This is a genomic window from Stenotrophomonas sp. 28608_Sma, assembly GCF_056486185.1.
Genome location: NZ_CM151308.1, coordinates 1,820,741 through 1,840,991 on the forward strand (window position 1 = coordinate 1,820,741; position 20,251 = coordinate 1,840,991).

General features: G+C 65.7%; 15 protein-coding genes. 6 read left to right on the forward strand and 9 right to left on the reverse strand.

What is annotated here, in order from left to right; all coding sequences use genetic code 11:
- Positions 1-259: 259 nt before the first annotated feature.
- Entirely contained in the window at positions 260-769 is a 510-nt protein-coding gene (locus tag ACZLHH_RS08570) for a hypothetical protein (protein WP_197610045.1), read from the forward strand.
- Here the strand turns inward: ACZLHH_RS08570 and ACZLHH_RS08575 are convergent.
- The 3 genes from ACZLHH_RS08575 to ACZLHH_RS08585 all read right to left on the reverse strand — a co-directional run bounded on the left by ACZLHH_RS08575 (position 752) and on the right by ACZLHH_RS08585 (position 5,062).
- On the reverse strand, positions 752-1,915 hold the full coding sequence (locus ACZLHH_RS08575) for a tyrosine-type recombinase/integrase (RefSeq protein ID WP_459056904.1): 1,164 nt from the start codon (positions 1,913-1,915) through the stop codon (positions 752-754). The two genes, ACZLHH_RS08570 and ACZLHH_RS08575, sit on opposite strands and share 18 nt — an antisense overlap.
- A 233-nt stretch (positions 1,916-2,148) precedes the next feature.
- Positions 2,149-2,610: a DUF4189 domain-containing protein gene (locus ACZLHH_RS08580; protein WP_180844142.1), complete on the reverse strand. Its 462-nt coding sequence runs from the start codon at positions 2,608-2,610 to the stop codon at positions 2,149-2,151.
- A gap of 121 nt (positions 2,611-2,731) precedes the next feature.
- The gene (locus ACZLHH_RS08585) at positions 2,732-5,062 is read right to left on the reverse strand and encodes a TonB-dependent receptor (RefSeq protein ID WP_180844141.1); all 2,331 of its coding nucleotides are present in this window, start codon (positions 5,060-5,062) and stop codon (positions 2,732-2,734) included.
- Positions 5,063-5,201: 139 nt separating this feature from the next.
- Between ACZLHH_RS08585 and ACZLHH_RS08590 the strand changes: the two genes are divergently transcribed.
- Both ACZLHH_RS08590 and fauA read left to right on the forward strand, forming a co-directional pair.
- The gene (locus tag ACZLHH_RS08590) at positions 5,202-6,140 is read left to right on the forward strand and encodes a helix-turn-helix transcriptional regulator (RefSeq protein ID WP_049422688.1); all 939 of its coding nucleotides are present in this window, start codon (positions 5,202-5,204) and stop codon (positions 6,138-6,140) included.
- 111 nt (positions 6,141-6,251) lie between these two features.
- The gene (gene fauA / locus ACZLHH_RS08595; protein ID WP_180844140.1) at positions 6,252-8,423 is read left to right on the forward strand and encodes a TonB-dependent alcaligin siderophore receptor FauA; all 2,172 of its coding nucleotides are present in this window, start codon (positions 6,252-6,254) and stop codon (positions 8,421-8,423) included.
- A gap of 17 nt (positions 8,424-8,440) precedes the next feature.
- Here the strand turns inward: fauA and ACZLHH_RS08600 are convergent, their stop codons facing one another.
- The 4 genes from ACZLHH_RS08600 to ACZLHH_RS08615 all read right to left on the reverse strand — a co-directional run bounded on the left by ACZLHH_RS08600 (position 8,441) and on the right by ACZLHH_RS08615 (position 14,641).
- The gene (locus ACZLHH_RS08600) at positions 8,441-9,547 is read right to left on the reverse strand and encodes a YdcF family protein (protein ID WP_180844139.1); all 1,107 of its coding nucleotides are present in this window, start codon (positions 9,545-9,547) and stop codon (positions 8,441-8,443) included.
- Positions 9,547-12,042, reverse strand: coding sequence for a TonB-dependent receptor (locus ACZLHH_RS08605; RefSeq protein WP_180844138.1), 2,496 nt, complete (start codon positions 12,040-12,042; stop codon positions 9,547-9,549). Before ACZLHH_RS08605 ends, ACZLHH_RS08600 begins: the two co-directional genes overlap by 1 nt.
- An 86-nt stretch (positions 12,043-12,128) precedes the next feature.
- Positions 12,129-13,286 (reverse strand): ROK family protein, encoded by a 1,158-nt coding sequence (locus tag ACZLHH_RS08610; RefSeq protein ID WP_125895295.1) that lies wholly within the window; start codon positions 13,284-13,286, stop codon positions 12,129-12,131.
- The gene (locus ACZLHH_RS08615) at positions 13,283-14,641 is read right to left on the reverse strand and encodes an MFS transporter (RefSeq protein WP_440977496.1); all 1,359 of its coding nucleotides are present in this window, start codon (positions 14,639-14,641) and stop codon (positions 13,283-13,285) included. Before ACZLHH_RS08615 ends, ACZLHH_RS08610 begins: the two co-directional genes overlap by 4 nt.
- A gap of 60 nt (positions 14,642-14,701) precedes the next feature.
- Between ACZLHH_RS08615 and ACZLHH_RS08620 the strand changes: the two genes are divergently transcribed.
- Entirely contained in the window at positions 14,702-15,184 is a 483-nt protein-coding gene (locus tag ACZLHH_RS08620) for a hypothetical protein (protein WP_049422682.1), read from the forward strand.
- 51 nt (positions 15,185-15,235) lie between these two features.
- On the opposite strand, the gene aceE is transcribed toward ACZLHH_RS08620, so the two are convergent.
- Both aceE and ACZLHH_RS08630 read right to left on the reverse strand, forming a co-directional pair.
- Positions 15,236-17,908 (reverse strand): pyruvate dehydrogenase (acetyl-transferring), homodimeric type, encoded by a 2,673-nt coding sequence (aceE, locus tag ACZLHH_RS08625; RefSeq protein ID WP_180844136.1) that lies wholly within the window; start codon positions 17,906-17,908, stop codon positions 15,236-15,238.
- 244 nt (positions 17,909-18,152) lie between these two features.
- Entirely contained in the window at positions 18,153-18,452 is a 300-nt protein-coding gene (locus ACZLHH_RS08630; protein WP_032128423.1) for a hypothetical protein, read from the reverse strand.
- Positions 18,453-18,590: 138 nt separating this feature from the next.
- Here ACZLHH_RS08630 and ACZLHH_RS08635 point away from each other — a divergent pair, with 138 nt between their 5' ends.
- Positions 18,591-19,106, forward strand: a complete 516-nt coding sequence (locus ACZLHH_RS08635) for an RNA polymerase sigma factor (RefSeq protein WP_049400446.1) — start codon at positions 18,591-18,593, stop codon at positions 19,104-19,106.
- On the forward strand, positions 19,103-20,125 hold the full coding sequence (locus ACZLHH_RS08640) for a FecR family protein (protein ID WP_478478768.1): 1,023 nt from the start codon (positions 19,103-19,105) through the stop codon (positions 20,123-20,125). The genes ACZLHH_RS08635 and ACZLHH_RS08640 overlap by 4 nt, the downstream gene beginning before the upstream one ends.
- Positions 20,126-20,251 lie beyond the last annotated feature (126 nt).

Genomic DNA, 20,251 nt, shown 5'->3' on the forward strand with positions numbered 1-20,251 from the left:
TCTGGCTGGGTAGGGATAACGCCGAGCAACTGAAGGTGATTCCCGGCAGCACGGGCAGGGCTGTGAGGGCATGCTGTTCTTGCCGGACCCGGACCCGGACCCGGACCCGGACCCGGACCCGGACCCGGACCCGGGGCCACAGGCCGCTCAGCCCGGCATGGCGCCTGAGCAGCGCCGCGCCGGCACCCATCCCGAACGATTCAGCCAGGTCGCCGCCGCGTTCGCAGGATCTGCGACGGCCGGCCGTATCCTTCCGGCCATGCTTCCCTCGCACGGCTACCAAGGCTTCCGCGCCGCCCCGATCCCCTCTGGCTGGGTCCAGACCGGAGAGCGCTGGGCGCTTTGGTACAACGGCCGCGAGACTGCCAGCGTTACCGCCGATGGCGGTCCTGGCGTGCGCCTGTGGATGGAAGGCCAGAAGATGTGGCAGGTGAAGGAAGTGCGCGCCGCCAATGTCCGGCAGGCGAAGCGCTACGCCGAGCGCTGGTGCGCGGCCAGGCTGTACCCCGACCTGCCCCTGCGCCAGGCAGTTGCCCGGCTGACCGACAGCACCCCGATCCAGCCGCCCCCGCCACTGCCTGGCCTGCCGCCGACCCGAGAGCAGCAGGATCAGGCCCGGCGCCTGGCCGAAGCGACCGCGCTCGCCACAGCGCGAGTCAAGGAAGCGTTGGAGCCGGCCAAGCCGCCGGCGGAGACGAAGCCCCGACCGAAGGACGCCCGCAAGGCGTGGGTGAGGGCAGGGCTGCAGCAGCTACGGCGTGGGGTCTGAACTGAGGCCGAGGTACGCGGCCCATTCCTCCATCAGCGGGCGGCGCTTGTCCAGAAGCTGCCCACGGCGGTAGGCCGCCTCCGCCTTGTTCCTGATGGCATGTGCCAGCGCCATTTCCACCACCTCATTGGCGTGGCCGGTCGTCTCTGCCGCCCAATCGCGGAAGCTCGACCGGAACCCATGCACGGTGAAAGGCAGGCCCAGCCCCTTCGGCGCTGGCTTCTGCACCAGGTAGAGCATCGCGTTCTCGGACAGGGCGAATGGCGGCTCCTTCCGGGACAGCGGCTTCAGGATCGCCACCGCCGCTTCGGTCAGCGGCACGATGTGGTCCCGACCACCCTTCATGCGGCCCGCCGGAATGGTCCACAACTTGTGGTCCAGATCGAATTCCGACCACTCGGCGCCAGTCACCTCCGCAGTGCGTGCCGCTGTCAGGATGACGAAGCGGAGCGCACGGCGCGTGCGGGCATCCCGCTCGGCCAGCGTGGCCATGAAGGCGGGTACGTCCCGATACGGCATGGCGTCGTGGTGCTTGGGCTTGTTCACCTTGCCGGGCTTGGGTAGCAGGTTCTCCAGGTGGCCACGCCATCGGGCAGGGTTCTCGCCATCCCGGTGCCCGTGTACCTTGGCCCAGTCCAGCACGCGCTCAATGCGCCCACGCACGCGGGTGGCCGTCACCGTCTTTTCGGTCCAGATAGGCCGCAGGCACGCCATCACCATGTGGGTGTCGACGCTCCCGACCGGGGTGTCACGCGCAGGGCCGTAGGTCCGCAGAGACTGCTCCCACTGATCGGCCTGTGCGTCGTTCTTCCAGCCGGCGCGGTGGGAGGCGATGTAAGCGTCGGCAGCCTCCCCGAAGGTGGTACCGGCCGATCGGCTGGCCCGCCTGGCTTCGATCGGATCTTCGCCGGCCAACAGCTGTCGACGATGCTGCAGGGCCGATGCTCGGGCCTCCTGCAGGCTGACCAACAAGGCTGGCCCCAACCCCATTTCCCGGCGCCTGCCACCGCGCTGGTAGCGCAGCACCCATGACTTCGCTCCCGTTGGGCCGACGAGCAGATACAGGCCCCCGCCGTCTGCGTGATAGCCTGCCTTGGTAGTGGTCTGCGCGGCGCGCGCGCTCAGTCGGTTGGTAGGTCTTGCCATCAGTAGTGCCCCACAGTTTGCCCCATGCTTGGGGTCCGGATTCCGTGAGACTCGATGGTATGGGTGTGGAGTCTCAGGCATTGATACGCCTCGGTTTCCGGACACCCTGAGAGTTATTGAGAGAGCCGAATCGGCCTCTCACTCCGCCAGATACAAAGAAGCGCCTGCAGATCCTCGATCTGCAGGCGTTTTTCTTTATCCGACACTCGAAAGTACAGCCGGCGTGGAGCTGACTATCCTGGCTGATCGGTGCGGATGGCAGGCGTTGGCATGGGCGCGGGCGTCGCCGCTGGTGCCGGAGCGGGCGCACCGGGCAGCTGTGGCGGTTCGAGATAGCGAGGTGGGGTTTCCCGCCACAGCAAGGCAAGCGTGCAGTCGTTGGCACGTTCCCTGCACATTCTTTCGGCCTTCCGCTGCGCGGCGTCCGCGGTCTTCTCACCCAGTGCAAAGCCCAACGCAATCGTGCCGGTCGCTATGGCCGAATAGCCTTCGCTGCTGGTGCTGGCGGACTGACCGCAATTGCGCGATCGCGCTGCGCAGTAGTGCAGCGACTGCTGCATCGCAGTGGTGAGGGAAGATTGGTTCATCGAATAGCCGTAGCGGCCATCCTTGTCGTAGGTGATCGCAGACGCAGCACTTGCGCCTGATGAAACGGACAACAACAGCGCCAGTGAAACCGCATGCTTCCAGTTCATCACGCTCTCCTTCTCTGCCGATGGTGAATCAACCGGGGAGCGTGGTGCAACCACGCAGGGGGGGCGATGGACGACGCCTGCAGGCCGTCTGCCTGCAGGCGTGTACCGATGCATCCGGTTGTCAGAGCTTCACCGTCACACCCACCTGGAAACCACGCCCGGGCAACGGCGCGATGTATTTCAGCGGCGAGTTGTGCGGCCGTGCTTCTTCATTGAGCAGGTTGCTGCCGTTGACGAACACCTCCACGCCGGCGATGTAGCTGTTGCGTACCGGCAGTTCGCGGCTGACCTGCAGGTCGACCAGGTTGAACGCATCCAGCGGCACCTCCTCGCTGACGTTGCGGCCGAGGTACTTCTGCGTGTCGTAGTAGGTGCTGGACAGCTGCGCCTTCCAGCCCTCGCGCTGCCATTGCAGGTTGGCACCGTAGCGGTTGGTCGGCATGTTCGGCAGGTACTCGCCGTCATTGTGGGCACGCAGCGAATCGGGGCGGTCGGCCTTGTTCTTCACCAGGTCGGCGAAGGCGGACACATTCAACGTGCCGAAGCGGCCCAGGTCCAATGCCTGCGAAGCATCGATCTCGAAGCCCTTCACCGTGGTGTCGGTCTGCTTCCAGTACTTCAGTGGCAGGCGGTTGGCGGTCTGCAGGCCGGAGTAGCCGAGGTAGAGATAATTCTCGTACTTCATCCGGTACGCGGTGGCGGACAGCTCGAAACCACCGAGGTGGAACAGGCCGGTCAGTTCCAGGTTTTTCGCGCGCTCCGGTTCGAGGTTCTGGTTGCCTTCTTCCTGGGTCATCACCGAATAGTGAGCATTGCTCGCATACAGCTCGTTGATCTCCGGTGCGCGCTGCGAGGACGAGTAGCGCACCTTGGCCGCGAACAACGGACCGAGCTCGACATACGATCCCAGGCTGTAGCTGTTGAGCCGGTAGTCGCGGTCCTGCAGTTTGGTGTTGGCGGCATTGCGCGCGGTCTTGAAGCGGCTTGGTTGCAGGTCATGGTCAACGCGCTCGTGGCGCACGCCAGCGTCGAAACTGGCCCAGCCGAAGTCGAGCGTTTCCTTCAGAAACACCGCATTGCTGCGGGTGTCCACGTCCGGCAGGTAGCGCTGAGAACCACTGCCGGTGACATCACGCGACTGATGGCTGAAACCGAGCAGGCCACTGAGCGGGCCGATGCGTTGATGGCTGAGCAGCAGCTCGGCCTGGGTGCTCTCGAAATCGTAGTCGTTGGCCTTGGTGGCGCCCAGCCGCTCGCCTGAGGTGTTGTCCAGCTTGGAAACGCGGAGTTCCGCGCGCTCGAACCACGGTAGTGGATCACGCAGCAGGGCTTCCAGCGCGTAGCGCTGTTGCTTGATCACCACGCCCACCGGCAGGCCATCGGCATAGTTGGAACCGAACGACAGGTTCTGCATCGAGAAGCCTGGAACGCCGTACTCGCTGTCCTTGGCATCAATGCTGACACCCACGTAGCCACGGTCGAAGAACAGGGTCGAGCCGAAGGCCACCTGACTGTTGCGCACATAGCTGTTGCCCAGCCGGTGATGGTAGTCGGGCGTCACATCGTTGTTGATCTGCTTCTGCACATACGACGGCGTGCCGGGCACGTAGGCCGGGTTGACCGGATTGATGTAGGTGCGGCGCTGCCAGACCGACGTCGGATTGTTGGTGTAGAAGGAGAAATCACCATCGGCCCAGTCCGGGTTCTCGGTCATGAACTGGTCGATGTACGGCTGCGAGGCCTTGTTGTAGATCTGCTGGACGCGCGCCTCTTTCTGGCAGGCGTCGGCCAGTGCCGAATTGACGCCCCCGCCGGCCGGGAACAACCCGGTGTTGCAGACGCTGGCCTTGCTGTTGCCGGGGATGTCGTAGTGCGAGATGCGTTGCCGCGACACCTGCAGATTGGTGGAGATGTTGCGCTGGTTGTTGAAGTTCATGCGGAAGCCCTGCGCGTCGGCCGCGTTGAAGCCCTTGCGCAGGACCAGTTCCATCGACTGATCCTTGTCTTCCATGCTGCGCGAGATCAGGCCCGAGTCGATCTCCACGCTGCCGCCGATCGCATTGCCCCCATAGCGCACGGTGTCGGAGGACTTGTTGACGGTGACGCTGCGTACGAACAGCGGATCGAACGGGATGTTGATGTCACCGCTGATCGCGTTCATGCCCAGAATCGATTGGCCGTCCTGCAGGATCTGCACACGGTTGCCGCTGAGGCTGCGGATGACCGGTGCGCCCGCGTTTGGCCCGAAGGCGCTGCTCTGCACACCGGAGACGTGTTCGAGCAGGCCGCCGAGGGTGCGGTTCTGCGCCTGCGGATTGTCGACGGTGACCCGGCTGTCGATGCGCGAGGGCTGGGAGGCCTGGACCTGGAGGGTGGGGAGGGTGGGTTCGTCCGCGGCCTGGGCGGTGTGGACGGCGAACAGAATGGCTGCAGCAAGGAGATGGCGGCGCATGACACGATCCGTGAAGTTGATGTGAAATGTTATAATGTAACTCTTTGTATCGACAAGGGCGGATTGGGCCTTGCCACCAGGGCTGGATATGAGAACGGTTCTCATATGAGAATGGCGGGTGATTCTTCACGGGCGCACCATGCACAGCCTCACCCTCGCCGACCTGGACCGCCTGGGCCGCAGCAGCGGCTTCCGCTATCGGCTGCCTGCACTTGCGTCCGCCGCGGATTCGGGGGCGCTGTGCGTGGTCGAGGGCAGGGTGGAACAGCGCTGCTTGCGCCCTGGCATCAGCCTGGCGCTGTCGGACGTGGTCGCGCATCAGCCGTTCGAGGCGACTTCGGAGGCACCCCCGCCGTTCGCTGCGATCGTGATGCTGGAAGGTCGTGCCGGAGCACGCCTGGAAGGGCAGGCTGTGATCGGCATGAACCGCGGCGCCGGCGCGATGGTGTTGGCCGATGCCACGCCGATGACTGCGATTCATCCGGCCGGTCAACGGATGCGCAGTCTGAATGTCTCGCTGGATGCACCGGCCGAGATGGATGATCCGGTGATCAGCGAACTGCTGTTGCAGGCGCATCGCCATGGTCGCCGGCGGCTGCACAGCTGGCAGGTACCCGCGCATCTTGAACATGCCGCCGAACAGTTGCTGTCGGGGACCTGGCAGGGCGCAATGCATGCGCTGCTGTGCGAGGGTGTGGGTCTGCAGATGCTGGCGATGGCGTTGGGTGCGCCTGCCCAGGAGGCATCGCCGGACCAGCGTGTTTCAGCACGTGATCGCCGCATGCTGCAACGGGTGATCGACTGCCTGCAGGCATCACCTGCGGCTGACCACAGCCTGGAGGATCTGGCGCGCCTGGCCTGCATGAGCCCGAGCAGCCTGCGGCTGAAGTTCCAGCAGGTGCACCGGTGTTCGGTGTTCGCCTGGCTGCGCGAGCGGCGCCTGCAGTTGGCCTGCGAGCAGCTGCGGCAGGGCTGCAGCGTGCAGCAGGCCGCACATTTCGTCGGCTACCGGCACGCCACCAATTTCGCGACCGCATTCCGCGCGCGCTACGGCATCGCGCCCAGCGAGCTCCGCTGAGTCCGGACCACCGTCGGCAGTGCGCATACGCCTGCTGCGTCCGCGCATACGTGCGCTCACGCTCAAATGACAATAATTCTCATCCAGCCTTTCCTTCCCGCTGGATCTCCCATGCCTGCCTGTTTCCGCCCGTGTGCCCTGGCTAGCGCCATCGGCACGACCCTGGCGCTGTTCAACGCTGCCCACGCCGCCGAACGCACTCCGTCCGTAACGCCTTCCCAGCTTCCAACCGTGCAGGTCACGGCCGACCTCGATGGCAGCACCGAAACGTCGCGTTCCTACACCACCGACTCGATGGGCACGGCGACCGGACTGTCGCTGACCTCGCGGCAGACCCCACAATCCGTCAGCGTGGTCACCCGCCAGCAGATCGAGGACCGTGGCCTGCTCAGCACCGCCGATGCCTTGGCGACCGCACCTGGCATCTCGGTCACGCGCAGCGACGCCAACCGCTACTCGTTCTCCGCACGCGGCTTCGACATCGACAACTACCAGTTCGATGGCGTGGTGATGCCGGTGCTGTCGCCATGGAACTTCGGCGAGAACAATCTGGACATGGTGGTGTACGACCGCATCGAGATCGTGCGCGGAGCCAACGGCCTGATGACCGGCGCCGGCAATCCCTCGGCGGCAGTGAACTACGTGCGCAAGCGCCCGCTGCGCGAGTTCGCTGCCAGTGGTGGCATCAGCCTCGGCAGCTGGGACGCACGGCGCGCCTGGGTGGATGTGTCCAGCCCGCTGAGCCGGGAAGGGCGTGTGCGTGGTCGCCTGGTGGCCGCGCAGGCAGAGGGCGACAGCTACACCGCTGGCCTGGACAGTACGGTGAAGACGCTCTACGGCGTGGTCAGCATGGACTTGGGCGAGGACACCGGGTTGATCGCCGGCATCTCCTACCAGGGCAACGACAACCGTGGCTTCGGCAGCGGCTTCGCGCTGTTCAACGCCGATGGCACGCGCACCCGTTTCGACCGCTCGGTATCAGCCACCGCGCCGTGGGCACGGATGACCACCGACACCCGCAATGGCTTCTTCGACTTCAACCATCGTTTCAGCAACGACTGGCAGGCGCGCGTGTCCTACAGCCGATCGCATACCGACATGGAGATGAAGCATCTCTATCGCGGTGGCTATCCCGACCCGGTCACTGGTGCCATGCCCAATGGCAACAGCTTCACCCGCTACGACGGTCCGGTGCGCCGCGAAGCGATTAGTGCCAGCCTGTCCGGACCGTTCCAGCTGTTCGGCCGCCAGCACACTGCGTCCATCGGCTGGTCGCGCTCACGCGATGAAATAGCGCTGGGGCAGTACCGCGCACTGGCGCCGCTGCCGCCGTTGGCCAGCTATCTGGATTGGCATGGGCCGGGCACGCCTGAGCCGATGTGGGCCAGCAGCAAGACCCAGGCCGATGACCTGGACAACCAGCAGAGCGGTGCCTATGCGGTGGCGCGCTTGTCTCTGGCCGATCCACTGCACGTAATCGTTGGTGGCCGCCTGAGCAACTGGGAAACCGACCAGGTCTACTTCGGTGCCAAGCGCAAGTACCGCTACCGCAACGAGTTCGTACCGTATGCAGGCGTGGTCTGGGACCTCAACGGCTACAGCAGCGTGTACGCCAGCTACACCGGCATCTTCAAGCCGCAGAACAACCGCAATGAATCCGGACAGATCCTCGACCCGGTCAGCGGCCGCAGCTATGAGCTGGGCCTCAAGGGCAGCTGGCTGCAGGAACGTTTGAACGCGTCAGCGGCGTTGTTCCGCACCCAGCAGGACAACCTGGCGGAGGCCACCGGCGGGCTGGTCGAAGGCAGCACGCAGGCGGCCTATCGCGCGGTGAAGGGCGCAACCGTGGACGGCCTGGAACTGGAACTGGCCGGCGAGCCGCTGCCGGGCTGGAGCCTGGGCACCAGCTTCACCACCTTCATCGCGCAGGACGCGCAGGGCCGGGCGATCAATACCGCCAAGCCGCGCAGCCTGTTCAAGCTGTTCACCACCTGGCGCCTGCCGGGTGCCTGGGACCGGCTGACGATCGGCGGTGGCGTTGACTGGCAGAACCGCATGTACCAGACCGCCACCGCGCCCGGAAATCGTCGCGTGCCGGTGCAGCAGCCCAGCTACGCACTGGTGAACCTGATGGCGCGCTACCAGTTCAGTTCCCACGTCTCTGCGGCGGTCAACATCAACAACCTGTTCGACCGCCACTACTACTCGCAGATCGGCTTCTACAACCAGGGCTGGTACGGCGCACCGCGAAACGTGATGTTCACGCTGAAGGTCGGCTACTGAGGATGATGTCGCGCCCTTCAGGGATCCAATGGATCCATCGGATCGATGCGCAGCGATTCGGGCGCTGGCACGAAGGTGATCGCGTACGGCGAAATGCGTGAACCAACCTTGCCTGGAACGTAGCCCAGCTCACGGCGGTTGCGCTCGCTGAAGCCGCTGCTGGCGACCGAATCGATATGCGATGGGCTGCTGACCACCAATGCCGGTTGTCGTGGCGGTGCCGGCAGGGCCGCCAGCAATCGCGCTGCGTTGCGCAGGTTGGTGGTGGTGTGGCGGGCATACGGCTCGATGATGATCGCCTCTGCGGGAATGCCGAAGCGCGCGATCAGCGCTTCGCGCATCTGCACGGCTTCGACGCTGCGGGTGCCGCGTGGATGCACGGCGCCGCCGGAAACGATGATGAAGGGCGCATCACCTGCGTCGTAGCGCTGCGCAGCCGCCTTCAGGCGCAGCTTGCTGCCGGCACTGAGCGGGGTGGTCAGTTCGTCTGGGCCCTGGCCCAGCACGATGATCGCTGTGTATGGATGTGCGGTCCAATCGAGCTGCCGCGCGCGCGCGAATGGCGCGGCGTTCATTCCCGCGTTGATGGGCTCGAAGCGGATCGCGTCGAGGCGATCATTGGCATCGAGCAGACCCACCGCCACCGCGATGCTGCGATCGAATGCGGTGTAGGCCGCGCCGGCGTCCACTTCGCTCATCTGCATGGCAATGGCAACATCGCCGGCCAGTCGCGTGCTGCCCGCCGCGCCGACCGGGCCGTCGATGGCGTCGTAGCGGGGCGGCTGGCCCTGGCCATAGACGGAGAGAATGTTGTTGAGTCCCGCCAGCTCTCTTTCGATGGCATCGGCGCGCGCCGGAACCGTGGTGGCCAGCAGATCGGCCTGCGCCGGCGTCCAGCGCGCTGCCTCGAGTGTGCAGGCCGCCGTCCGGCAGCCAGTCATGCGCTGGGTGCGTTCGACCATGAGGGCGCGTGCAGGGGCGGGCAGTGCGTCGTGCTTCAGCTGCACCAGGGTTGGAAACAAGCGCCCGGCCAGTACCGTGCTGTCGCGGTCGTCGGCTGCCGCCGCAAGCGGCAGCGCTGCCGTGGCAAGCAGGGCGAGGGACAAGCTCAATCGTCGGTGCATCACCAGCTCCTGCTGACCATCAGGCGGACGTTGCGGCCGAACAGCGGCCGTCCATAGATTGCCTCGGCCGAACCCTGGCCAGCCAGTGCATCGGTACGGGTGTTGCCCTCGGTGAGCCCCCTTTTATTGGTCAGGTTGTCGCCCACCAGCTGTGCGCCCCAGTTGCCGCGCTTCCATGAAACGCCCAGGCCCAGGGTCTGGTAGGCAGGCAACGCGGTCTGGTTGAACAGATCGACGTAGGACTTGCCGACTACGTCATAGCGCAGCCAGGTCTCGAACTGGGCCTGGCCGTGCTGGAAACTGAAAGTCGGTCGCAGGTTGCCGTAGAGCTTGGGTTCGCGAACGATCTGCTTGCCATTGACCGCCGCCGGATCGGCACCGGAATCGTTCTGCAGGCTGTCGTACTGCGGATCGCTGACCGTGATCGAACCGGCGATGCTGAACCAGTCCAGCGGTCGGAACAGGCCATCCAGTTCGATGCCCTTGGAGACGGCGGTACCGATGAACGGCACCGACTGGTCATTGCGGCCGGTCGTCGGATTGAAGGCAACGAAGGACGCGTTGAGTGGATCGAACTTCGTATAGAACGCGGTCAGGTACAGGTAGGACCGGCCAAAAGCCGCCTTCAAGCCCAGCTCGTACTGGTCCAGCTGGGTCTGCACGATGGTGGGGTCGATCGAGCGCGCCACCGACGAATTGGGAACGATCTCCATGTGCGACACGCGGGCATAGGCGCCTACGGTGGCAGTGAAATCGTAGTTGGCACCGACCGTCCAGTTGGTGGCGGTCGGGTTCAGGCGATGGTTCTGGACGACGCCGGTGAACCGGCGCGTGGTGTTGTCGGCCAGTGTGTTGCGGTCGCCGAGGTCGACCTGGGCGGTCTGCTCGGCATAGCCCTCGTAGCGGTAGCGCTCATGGCGGATGCCGGCATCAAGCTTCAAGCGGTCCGTCAGTGCCCAGGTGTCATTGGCATACACCGCGAACATGCGGGCATCGACCTTGCCGCGATTGAGGGTGGTGGTGTAACGCAGCGTGCCCTTGTCGGTGACATAGCCCAGTGGGGCGCCATCGTTACCGTAGGCCACCAGATCAAGCAGGCGTGGCTTGCCGCGCATCTCCATCAGCATGTCCTGGTACAGGCTGAAGGACGTGGTGCCGAAGAAGGCGGTGTACGCGCCGATGTTCAGATCGTGGTTGCCCCAGGCCGTTTCAAACAGCCGCGTCGCACTGAAATCGGCCTGACCGGAGTAGAAGTCAGAATCAGCAGCACGGTACTGGGCCGAGATCACCAGGCCGGAGTCGGCGTAGGGATCGTAGGCAGTGGCGCCGTTGCTGCCGGCCAGCGCGTAGCCCATCCGCGTGACGCCGGCACCGAAGGCGGTACGGGCCGCGCCCAGATAGCCGTTGGCGAAGCTGCGTGCGTCGACCGGATTGGTGGTCGAGTACAGCGCGTCGAAGGTATTGCGGCCCTTGGTGTAGCCGGTTTTCAGCGAGATCGTCCAATCGCTGGCGGTGTTCTCGTACTGGAAGCCGATGTTGCCGAAGCGCATGTGACGGCCATCGGCCAGGTCGCGGTTCATGCCCTGCAGGACACCGCCGCCATCGAGGTATTTCAGGTTGACGCTGCGCAGTGACGGCGAGTTCAGGGTGCCGTCGAAGTAGTCGATGTACGGATCCAGCGACACGCTGGGATTGCGAGGGTCGGCGACCGGGATCGGCAGATAGAACGTATTGTGGTCGTCAACGAAGGTACCGCTGACCTTGAACCAGCTGGTGTCGTCGAAGTAGTGCTTGATGTTGCCGCGGATCTGGCCGCCCTTGTCGTTCGGGAAGCCGTTGTCGCGGTAGCCGTCGTGCTGGCGCAGGAAGCCACCGACGGCGTAGAAGGTGTCCTTGCCCAGCGCGCCGGACTGGTACATCTCGCCGCGGTACAGGCCGGTATCGCCGATGGTCAGCTGCGCCTTGCCGTGGGTCTCTTCCGAGCCCTCGGCCAGGATGTTGTTGACGATGGCGCCGCCGCTGCTGGCATAGATCGGCGCCGGGCCACCACGTACGATCTCTACCCGCTGGTTCATCACATCGAACCGGTTCATGCCGTCGCCGGAATTGAAGAAGTGGCCATCCAGCTCCTGGTAGAGCGGCAGGCCATCCTGCTGGAAGGCGATGAAGCCACGATCGGTTGGAATGCCGCGCAGCCGGGTGATGTTCTGCACCTCGCCGCCGGTGGCCTCGACATGGATGCCGGGAACCGAGCCGAGCAGGTCGGCGTAGCTTTTCGGTGCGAGTCTATGCACGTCTTCGCGGCTGAGTGAATTGGCCGCGAAGGACGCATCGAAGCGACGCTGGGTGCGTGCCGCACCGGTGACCACCACCGCATCCAGCGTTGCAGCGTCGGCACTGTCCTTGTTCTGGACAGGGGCGTCCTGCGCAGACGCACTGCCGTGCAGGGTGATCAGGGCCAGGGAGATGCCCAGGACCAGAGGGCTGATGTTCATCGGAGGGCGGCCATGCAGGAAAGGGGGACCGCTGCACGGTAGGTCCGGGTGATGACGGAATTGTTTACTTCGGCGGAAATAAACAATTAAGCGATGGCGTCGGCGCCCAGCTGATGGATCGGCAGCAGGGCCGCGCCCACTGATACCGCGGATCCTCCCAACCGTGACACATGCACCTGTGGCAGGCGCAGACTGTCCAGCGCACTGCTCCAGCGTGCCGGTTGCTGCAGGTGTTGCCCCAACACTTCCAGTACCTGCCTTGGCAGTGAGCCGGACAGGATCACGGCGCCAGGATCGAGCCATGCCACACCGGTATTGGCCGCCACGCCCAGCTGGTTGCCCGCACGTTCTGCCCAGGCATTGATGATGCCGGCATGGGTTTCCAGGCAGGACTCAAGTTCGAACAGTGAAGGAATGCCGGCGCCGGCGTCGCGCAGCGTGGCCAGCAGGTCGATGCCCGAAGGACGCGGTGCGTCCATCCGGAACAGGCGACCGATATCCCCGGCATTGCCGAACTCACCGCGCATCACATCACGTCGATGGATCACGCCACCGCCCACGCCGTGGCCGACATACAGCAACAGCGCCGACGCGCAGTCGCGGATCAGTCCGCTGTCGTAGTATTCCGCCAGCGCCGCCAGGGTTGCATCGTTCTCCACCCAGACCGGGAAGCCGAAGTAGTCTTCGAAGAACTGGTCGTTGTCGATATCGCGCCAGCCATGCAGCCAGTCCACCGCGTGCCGGCGTGCCGGACCGGTTTCGACCACGGGCCCGGGAACCGCCACGCCGAGGCCCAGGAAGCGCGCGCGCATGAGCCCGGTGCGGCTGGTGAGGCTGCGCAGGCGCTGGTCCACCGCGTGCACGAAGTCGTAGGGATCTGCGCTGTCGAATGCGGTTGCATCGCGGGCGATGACCTGGCCGGCAAAATCGACCAGCGCGATCTCCAGCCAACCGGGGTGCACCGTGGCACCGGCGGCATAGCCACCCCGCCCGGACAGTGCCAGTGGCACCGATGGACGCCCCCGTTGGCCATCGGACAGTTGTCCCTGTTCCTCGATCACCTCCAGCATCAACAGTTCACGCGCCAGGCGGGTCAATGCACCGTTGTGCATGCCCAGCTGGTGGGCAATGGTGATGCGGGGAACAGCGCCCATCGTGCGCAACAGCCAGATGATGCGCTTGTGGTCGGCATCCAGCGCGATCAGCGGTTTGCGGCGCAGCCGCGATGTAGGAGCCAGGTTCATGGGTGCAGGCCCTCGGTATGCGGCAGCGCGACCGGCCAGGCCAATGCGGCCAGCGACAGCAGACTGCCGACGGCAACCAGCGAGACCAGTACGGCAGAGGTGCCCGGATCACCGGCCTGTATGCCGGGCAGCAGCTGGCCCAGCAGCAATGAGGAGGCGGCAATGGACAGTTTCATGGTTCCAGTGAGCAGCGCAAAACAGCTAAGGTCATCCTCGCGCCCGCTGCGGGCGGCATGGCGACGGGCGATCAGCGCGGTGCGCCGCCACAGCACCAGGCCGACACTGGCTACCGCCGCCCCATGGACAGCGGCACACGCCATCGCGACAGGCAGGGAGGGCTTGGCCTGGTAAACGCAGACGGCAGCGATGACCAGCACCGACATCAGCGCGATCAGGCCTGTCTCGCTGCACAGCGGGGGGCGCAGGCGCAGATGGAGCCAAGGCGCGACCACCATGCCCGCGACCATGGCGAAGGTCAGCGCTGCGCCCTGGTCGGCAAAGGGAAACAGACGCCCGGCCAGGCCCACCAGCGCCGTCTCTACCGCTGCGGCCAGCAGAACCGGCAGCAGTGCCGGCAGCGGCAGGGCGCCGGCAACGGGCCTGCTGGTTGTGGCGGGCTGTGCGGGCGTGGCGATGCAGGCCAGGGGAAGCGCGGCGGCCGCGATCAGGATGCCGATGATCATGCAGATCAGCAGCGCGCTGCCACTGCCTGCAGATTCAGGTGCACCGACCACGCCGAACAGTGCTGCAGCGATGCACAGCTTGGAGATCGGTACCACTACCGCGCGAGCGGAAACGTAGCGCATGGCCTCGTTCTCGTCGCGGGGCAACAGCGAAGTCAATGCATTCTGGGCCACGTCGTAAACCGCGTAGCAGGTACGGAACAAGAGCGAGGCGGCCAGCAGCGGCAGGAAGGCGGGCTCGGTCGCGGTGCTGGGGCTGAACAGCAGGCAGGCGCTGGCGGCGGTGCCGAGCCCGCCGATCAACTGCAGGCGCAAGGCGAGGCGACGCTGGTCGTGCAGGCGGGTGAACACGGCGGCCAGCAGCAGGTCGAGCACGCTGCTGTAGGCCAGGGAGATCGCCAGCAGTTGGCCGGTGTGGGCAGCCGACAGCCCCAGCCGCGCGTGCAGGTAGTAGCCGAGTGCCAGGTCCACGAACGACCAGACCAGAGTGCGGGCGAAGTGGCCGGCGGCATAGAGCTGCCGCAGCGATGGCTGCGCGTTCAACGCTGTTTTTGGGGGAGGAGGCCGGAGAACCGGGATCGTTCTACTACCCCTGTGTGACAGCGGTCTGACATGGTGCGAGGTCGGCCATTCAGCGAGTGGCTTGCAGGACACGCCGTCGGCGAGCAGCATTGACCGTGCTGCGCCCCACAACGCCTCACGCAGAGCCTTCTTCGCTGAATGGAGCAACGTATGAAGCTGTTGTCCGCTGTGTTGTTGTCTGCGCTTTCACTCCCCGCCGTTCCGGCGCTGGCAATGGAGGCATCTCCTTCGCCGCTGTTGGGGCGCTGGTCGCTGGATATCGCCACGTCCGCGCTACCCGAAGCGCAGCGCCCGAAGCACGTGGTGCTTGAGTTCAAGGACGCCGGTGCGGGGCGTTGGAGTTCACACGTGGACATCGTCCTGCACGACGGCAAGACCATGAAGTCCGACGGCACGCTGGCGCTGGACGGCACGCCGGGGCCCTTGTCCGGCACCTATGGCGCAGACAAGGCCAACCTGAAACTGCCAGCGCCGAACACCCTGGTGATGCAGCTGGTGGACCACGGCACGCCGGCCTCCACCCGTATCTATACCGTCGCGGCCGACCGCTCGACGATGACCGAGACCAAGGCGTTCTACGGCCACGACGGTACGCCGATCCTGCAGACCAATCTGTTCAAGCGAATGCCCTAGCGTTGCCGCCGGCACCACGCCCGTAGAACGGGCGTGGTGAATGCAGCAGCCTTACACCGCAGCAGGGTCGCGCTTGCCGGTGTCGATGCCGTACTTGTCGATGGCGTCCTGCATCCGCGCGCGCTCGATGCGGCCTTCGTCGGCCAGCGACTTCAGGGCGGCCAGCACGATGAAGTGGCGATCCACTTCGAAGAACGTGCGCAGCGACTCACGCGTGTCGGAGCGCCCGAAGCCATCGGTACCGAGCGCGGTGAAGCGGCGGTCGTTGATGAAGGGACGGATCTGGTCGCCGACGATCTTCATGTAGTCGGTGGCCACCACCACCGGGCCTTCATGGCCCTGCAGGCACTGCTGCAGGTAGGGCACGCGGGGCTCCTCGGCCGGATGCAGCAGGTTCCAGCGCTCGGCGGCCAGGCCATCGCGGCGCAGTTCGGTCAGGCTGGTCGCGCTCCACACATCGCTGGCGATGCCGAAGTCCTGCTGCAGCAGTTCTGCCGGGGCTTCCACTTCGCGCAGGATCGAGCCGCTGCCCATCAGCTGCACGCGTGGCTGCGAGTCGCTGTCGGCGTCCGCCGGGTGCAGCAGGTACAGGCCCTTCAGGATGCCGGCCTCGGCGCCCTCGGGCAGCGCCGGCTGCGGATAGTTCTCGTTGAGTACGGTGATGTAGTAGTAGATGTCTTCCTGCTCGACGTACATGCGGCGCAGGCCGTCGTGGATGATCACCGCCAGCTCGTAGTTGTAGGTCGGGTCGTAGGATACGCAGCTCGGGATGACCGACGACAGCACGTGGCTGTGGCCGTCGTCATGCTGCAGGCCTTCGCCCATCAGCGTGGTGCGGCCGGAGGTGGCACCCAGCAGGAATCCACGGGTGCGCGCATCGGCGGCGGCCCAGGCCAGGTCACCGACGCGCTGCAGGCCGAACATCGAGTAGAAGATGTAGAACGGGATCGTCGCCAGGCCGTGGTTGCTGTAGGCGGTGCCGGCGGCAATCCACGAGCAGATCGCGCCGGATTCGTTGATGCCTTCCTGCAGGATCTGGCCGTCCTTGGCTTCCTTGTAGTAGCTCAGCTGGCCGGCATCCTGCGGGGTATACAGCTGGCCCAGGTAGGAGTGGATGCCGATCTGGCGGAACAGGCCTTCCATGCCGAAGGTGCGCGATTCATCGGGCACGATCGGAATCACCAGCTTGCCCAGTTCCGGGTCCTTCAGCAGGCTGGTGAGAATGCGCACGAAGCCCATGGTGGTGGACTGTCCGCGATCGCCGCTGCCCTGCAACTGGGTGTTGAAGATCGACAGCGGCGGCAGCGGCAGCGGATCGACCTTGGCCAGGCGCGCGGGTAGTTGCCCGCCCTGGATGCGGCGGCGCTCGGCGAAGTAGGCCGCCTCGGCGCTGCCCGGTTCCGGGCGCAGGTACGGCATGTCCTCCAGCTGGTCGTCGCTGACCGGCAGGTTGAAGCGGTCACGGAAGGCGCGCACCGCGTCGGCGCTCATCTTCTTCAGCTGGTGGTTGATGTTCTGGCCTTCACCGGCTTCACCCATGCCGAAACCCTTGACCGTCTTGGCCAGGATCACGGTGGGCCGGCCGCTGGTGTTCACTGCCTGCTGGTAGGCGGCGTACACCTTCTGCGGATCATGGCCACCACGCGCCAGCGCCCAGATGTCGTCGTCGCTCATGTGCGCGACCAGCTCCAGCAGTTCGGGGTAACGACCGAAGAAGTGCTCGCGCACGTAGGCACCGTTCTGCGACTTGAAGGTCTGGTAGTCGCCGTCCACGCATTCCATCATGCGCTGGCGCAGCAGGCCGCTGTGGTCGCGGGCCAGCAGGTCGTCCCAGCCGCTGCCCCAGATCAGTTTGATCACGTTCCAGCCAGCGGCGCGGAAGGTGCCTTCCAGTTCCTGGATGACCTTGGCGTTGCCACGCACCGGACCGTCCAGGCGCTGCAGGTTGCAGTTCACCACGAACACGATGTTGTCCAGCCGCTCGCGGCCGGCCAGCGAGATCGCCGCCAGCGATTCGGGCTGGTCCATCTCGCCGTCGCCGAGGAAGGCCCAGACTTTGCGGCCCTGGTGTTCTTTCAGGCCGCGGTATTCCAGGTAACGCATGTAGCGCGCCTGGTAGGCGGCGGTCAGCGGGCCCAGCCCCATCGACACGGTGGGGAACTGCCAGAACTCCGGCATCAATCGCGGGTGTGGATACGAGGACAGGCCTTCGCGACCGGCTTCGCGGCGGAAGTTGTCCATGCGCGCCGGATCGATGCGGCCTTCCACGTACGCGCGGCCATAGATGCCCGGCGCGGAGTGGCCCTGGATGTAGATCATGTCGCCGTCGAAGGTGTCGGTACGGCCACGGAAGAAATGATCGAAGCCCACGTCGTACAGTACTGCCGCCGACTGGTAGGTGGCGATGTGGCCACCGACGTTGGAATGCTTGCCGGCACGCAGCACCATCACCATCGCGTTCCAGCGGATCATCGCGTTCAGGCGGCGCTCGATGGCCAGGTCACCCGGGTAGGCCGGCTGGCGCTCGGGCGGGATGGTGTTGACGTAGGCGGTCCAGGCACGGGTATGCAGGTCGCCGTGCTGCTGTGCATCCAGCTCGCTGAGCTGGTCGATCAGGTAGTGCGCGCGCGGCCGGCCACCGGTCTGCATCACCGCTTCCAGTGATTCACGCCACTCGCGGGTTTCCAGCGGATCGGTATCGAAGGGAATGAGCGCTTGGTTCATGACTGTCTCCAGAGGGCGCCGGTCGGACTTCTGCCTGGGCGACAACACCGGCAGGGCGCACAGCACTGGAGCGGGGTCGCAACGGCGGGGCCGTGACGCGAAGGGCGACCGTGGCGGCCGCCGAGAAGACAAGCGTAGGCCCGGCCCCCCGGCTTCGATAGGCGGGCAGGGCTTGGGTCTCTGGCAAGCAAGGGTTGGCACGTGGCGCCGTATCATGGGCGGGCGCGCCGGGTGCGGCCGCTGATCAGGCCGGTGACAGGCCCGGGAAGAACATCGGGATGACCGCCACACCAACCCCCAGCAGGCACCAGGCCACGATCGGCAGCCAGCCTGAGAGCTGCTGGCAGCGTTCCGGCAAGCGGCGTCCTCCGATCCACAGCAGCAGGGTGAGCAGGCCCAGCGCGTAGGCGAGGGCGACGACCACCGGATGCACGTGGACGACACGGCTGGGCGGCCACATCTGCTGCTGGTAGGCGGTGGTGTGGGCGACCAGCAGCAGGAACAGCAGGCTGCTGAGGGTGTTGATGGCGGTGCGGGCGTTCATTGCGGGGCACTCCTTGTGCCGGCTGCCGGAAACTGCAGAGGCGGCATTCTAGCGGCTGCCTGCCGGCAGTTGAAACGCCACTGTCATCGATGGCCGTCACCCTGCGGGGCTTTCCAGCCTTGGGGCGGTTGGCCGGCCGTGAACAGCGTGAGGATCTGGGAGAAGAGCTATGCGCTGCGGCGGCGGCTGCTGCGCGGCTTCTTCCTGCGCCGGGGTTCTGCCAGCGAAGATGCCGAAGATCTGGCGCAGGAGGTTTATCTGCGGCTGCTGCGCAGCACCGGTGAGCATGCCGACGCGGTCGAGAACCCGGAAGCCTATCTGTTCACCGTGGCGGCCAACCTGGCGCGCGAGCACGCGCGCGCGCGTTCGTCGTTGCCGCCGCTGGAGGACGTCGACCTCCTGGCCGAAGTGCTGAAGAGCGAAGAAGACATCGAAGGCGAATTCGAGCGTGCGCAGCGCTGGAACGATATCCGCACCACCATCGCACGGCTGCCGGCGACCACGCGGCGGGTGATGGAGCTGCATTACCGCGACGGGCTGGATTGCCCGGCAATCAGCCAGCAGCTGCAGGTGTCGGTGCACATGGTGCGCAAGCATATCGGCAAGGGGCTGGACGCCTGCAGGAAGGCGCTGGGCGCCAGGGAGCTCACATGAAACGGAATCCATCGGGTGCGGCCGACAACGTGATCGCCAGCGAGGCCATGGACTGGTTCCAGCGCAATCGCGAGGGCGTGCTGGGCGAAGGCGAGCGGGTTGCGTTGCTGGACTGGATGAAGCGCTCGCCGGAGCATGTGCGCGCCTATATGCACGCGCTCGCACTGCACCGGCAGGTTGGTGAGGCGCTGCAATCGGCATTGGCTGAAGAGGCCTCGGTGCCGCCACAGCAGGCCGCTGCCAAGGTCGTGCCGCTGTTCGGACACGCACAGGCCCCGCTGCGCAGTGCGCCGCACAGCCGTCGCACGCGTTGGTGGGTGGCGGCTGCCGCGGCCTGTATCGGCCTGCTCGGCGTGGGCCTGGTTCCGCAGCTGATGCCTACCGAGCAGCTTTACAGCGCCGGACATGGAGAAATTCGCGACCTGGTGCTGCCCGACCAGACCCAGGTGCGGCTCAACGCGGACAGCCGCCTGCGGGTGCGCATGGGCGGGTTCAGCCGCAGGGTGGAGCTGCTGCAGGGCGAGGCCACGTTCGACATCGCCCAGGACCGACGGCCGTTCGAGGTGCAGGTGAACGGATTGCAGATCCGCGATATCGGCACGGTGTTCGACGTGTCGCGACGGCTGCAGGGCACCCGCATCGGTGTGGTTTCCGGCGAGGTGGAAGTGTGGAGCCACGGTGCGGATGCGCGGCGTCTTGCACAACTGGGTAAAGGCCAGGTGGTGCAGGTCGACGCGCGCAGCCATGCGGTCGAGTCGTTGGATGTGCCGTTGTCGATGCTGCTGGACTGGCAGCAGCGCAAGGTCTCTTTCCTGGACGAGCGGCTGGATGAGGTGGCCGCCGCCTTCAACCGCCACAACCAGGTGCAGGTGCGGGTGCTGGATGAAGGTGCGGCGTCGGCGCGGTTGTCCGGCAGCCTGGACGCGCATCGCATCGGTGCGCTGCAGGCCTTCCTCGAGCGCGATCCGCGCTTCGTGGTGCGGCGAGAAGGCGACACCGTGCGGGTTGGCAGTCGCTGAGGTCGACATGGCCGTGCGTTGTCAGAAAAAATTCATCAAATCCGCGTTCTCCACTTCGGTGGATGCGGGCTCTTACTTGGGAGAAGCCGCTGCCGAGTCACGCAGCGGCACCTGCTGCCTTCTCTC

Bases quoted from the DNA above. Each gene is read 5' to 3' on its own strand.
- ACZLHH_RS08600 (WP_180844139.1), bottom strand. From the start codon at position 9,547: ATGCACCGACGATTGAGCTTGTCCCTCGCCCTGCTTGCCACGGCAGCG.
- ACZLHH_RS08610 (WP_125895295.1), bottom strand. From the start codon at position 13,286: ATGAACCTGGCTCCTACATCGCGGCTGCGCCGCAAACCGCTGATCGCG.
- aceE (WP_180844136.1), bottom strand. From the start codon at position 17,908: ATGAACCAAGCGCTCATTCCCTTCGATACCGATCCGCTGGAAACCCGC.
- ACZLHH_RS08620 (WP_049422682.1), top strand. From the start codon at position 14,702: ATGAAGCTGTTGTCCGCTGTGTTGTTGTCTGCGCTTTCACTCCCCGCC.
- ACZLHH_RS08590 (WP_049422688.1), top strand. From the start codon at position 5,202: ATGCACAGCCTCACCCTCGCCGACCTGGACCGCCTGGGCCGCAGCAGC.
- ACZLHH_RS08580 (WP_180844142.1), bottom strand. From the start codon at position 2,610: ATGAACTGGAAGCATGCGGTTTCACTGGCGCTGTTGTTGTCCGTTTCA.
- ACZLHH_RS08615 (WP_440977496.1), bottom strand. From the start codon at position 14,641: ATGCTGCTCGCCGACGGCGTGTCCTGCAAGCCACTCGCTGAATGGCCG.
- ACZLHH_RS08630 (WP_032128423.1), bottom strand. From the start codon at position 18,452: ATGAACGCCCGCACCGCCATCAACACCCTCAGCAGCCTGCTGTTCCTG.
- ACZLHH_RS08640 (WP_478478768.1), top strand. From the start codon at position 19,103: ATGAAACGGAATCCATCGGGTGCGGCCGACAACGTGATCGCCAGCGAG.
- fauA (WP_180844140.1), top strand. From the start codon at position 6,252: ATGCCTGCCTGTTTCCGCCCGTGTGCCCTGGCTAGCGCCATCGGCACG.
- ACZLHH_RS08575 (WP_459056904.1), bottom strand. From the start codon at position 1,915: ATGGCAAGACCTACCAACCGACTGAGCGCGCGCGCCGCGCAGACCACT.
- ACZLHH_RS08570 (WP_197610045.1), top strand. From the start codon at position 260: ATGCTTCCCTCGCACGGCTACCAAGGCTTCCGCGCCGCCCCGATCCCC.
- ACZLHH_RS08605 (WP_180844138.1), bottom strand. From the start codon at position 12,042: ATGAACATCAGCCCTCTGGTCCTGGGCATCTCCCTGGCCCTGATCACC.
- ACZLHH_RS08585 (WP_180844141.1), bottom strand. From the start codon at position 5,062: ATGCGCCGCCATCTCCTTGCTGCAGCCATTCTGTTCGCCGTCCACACC.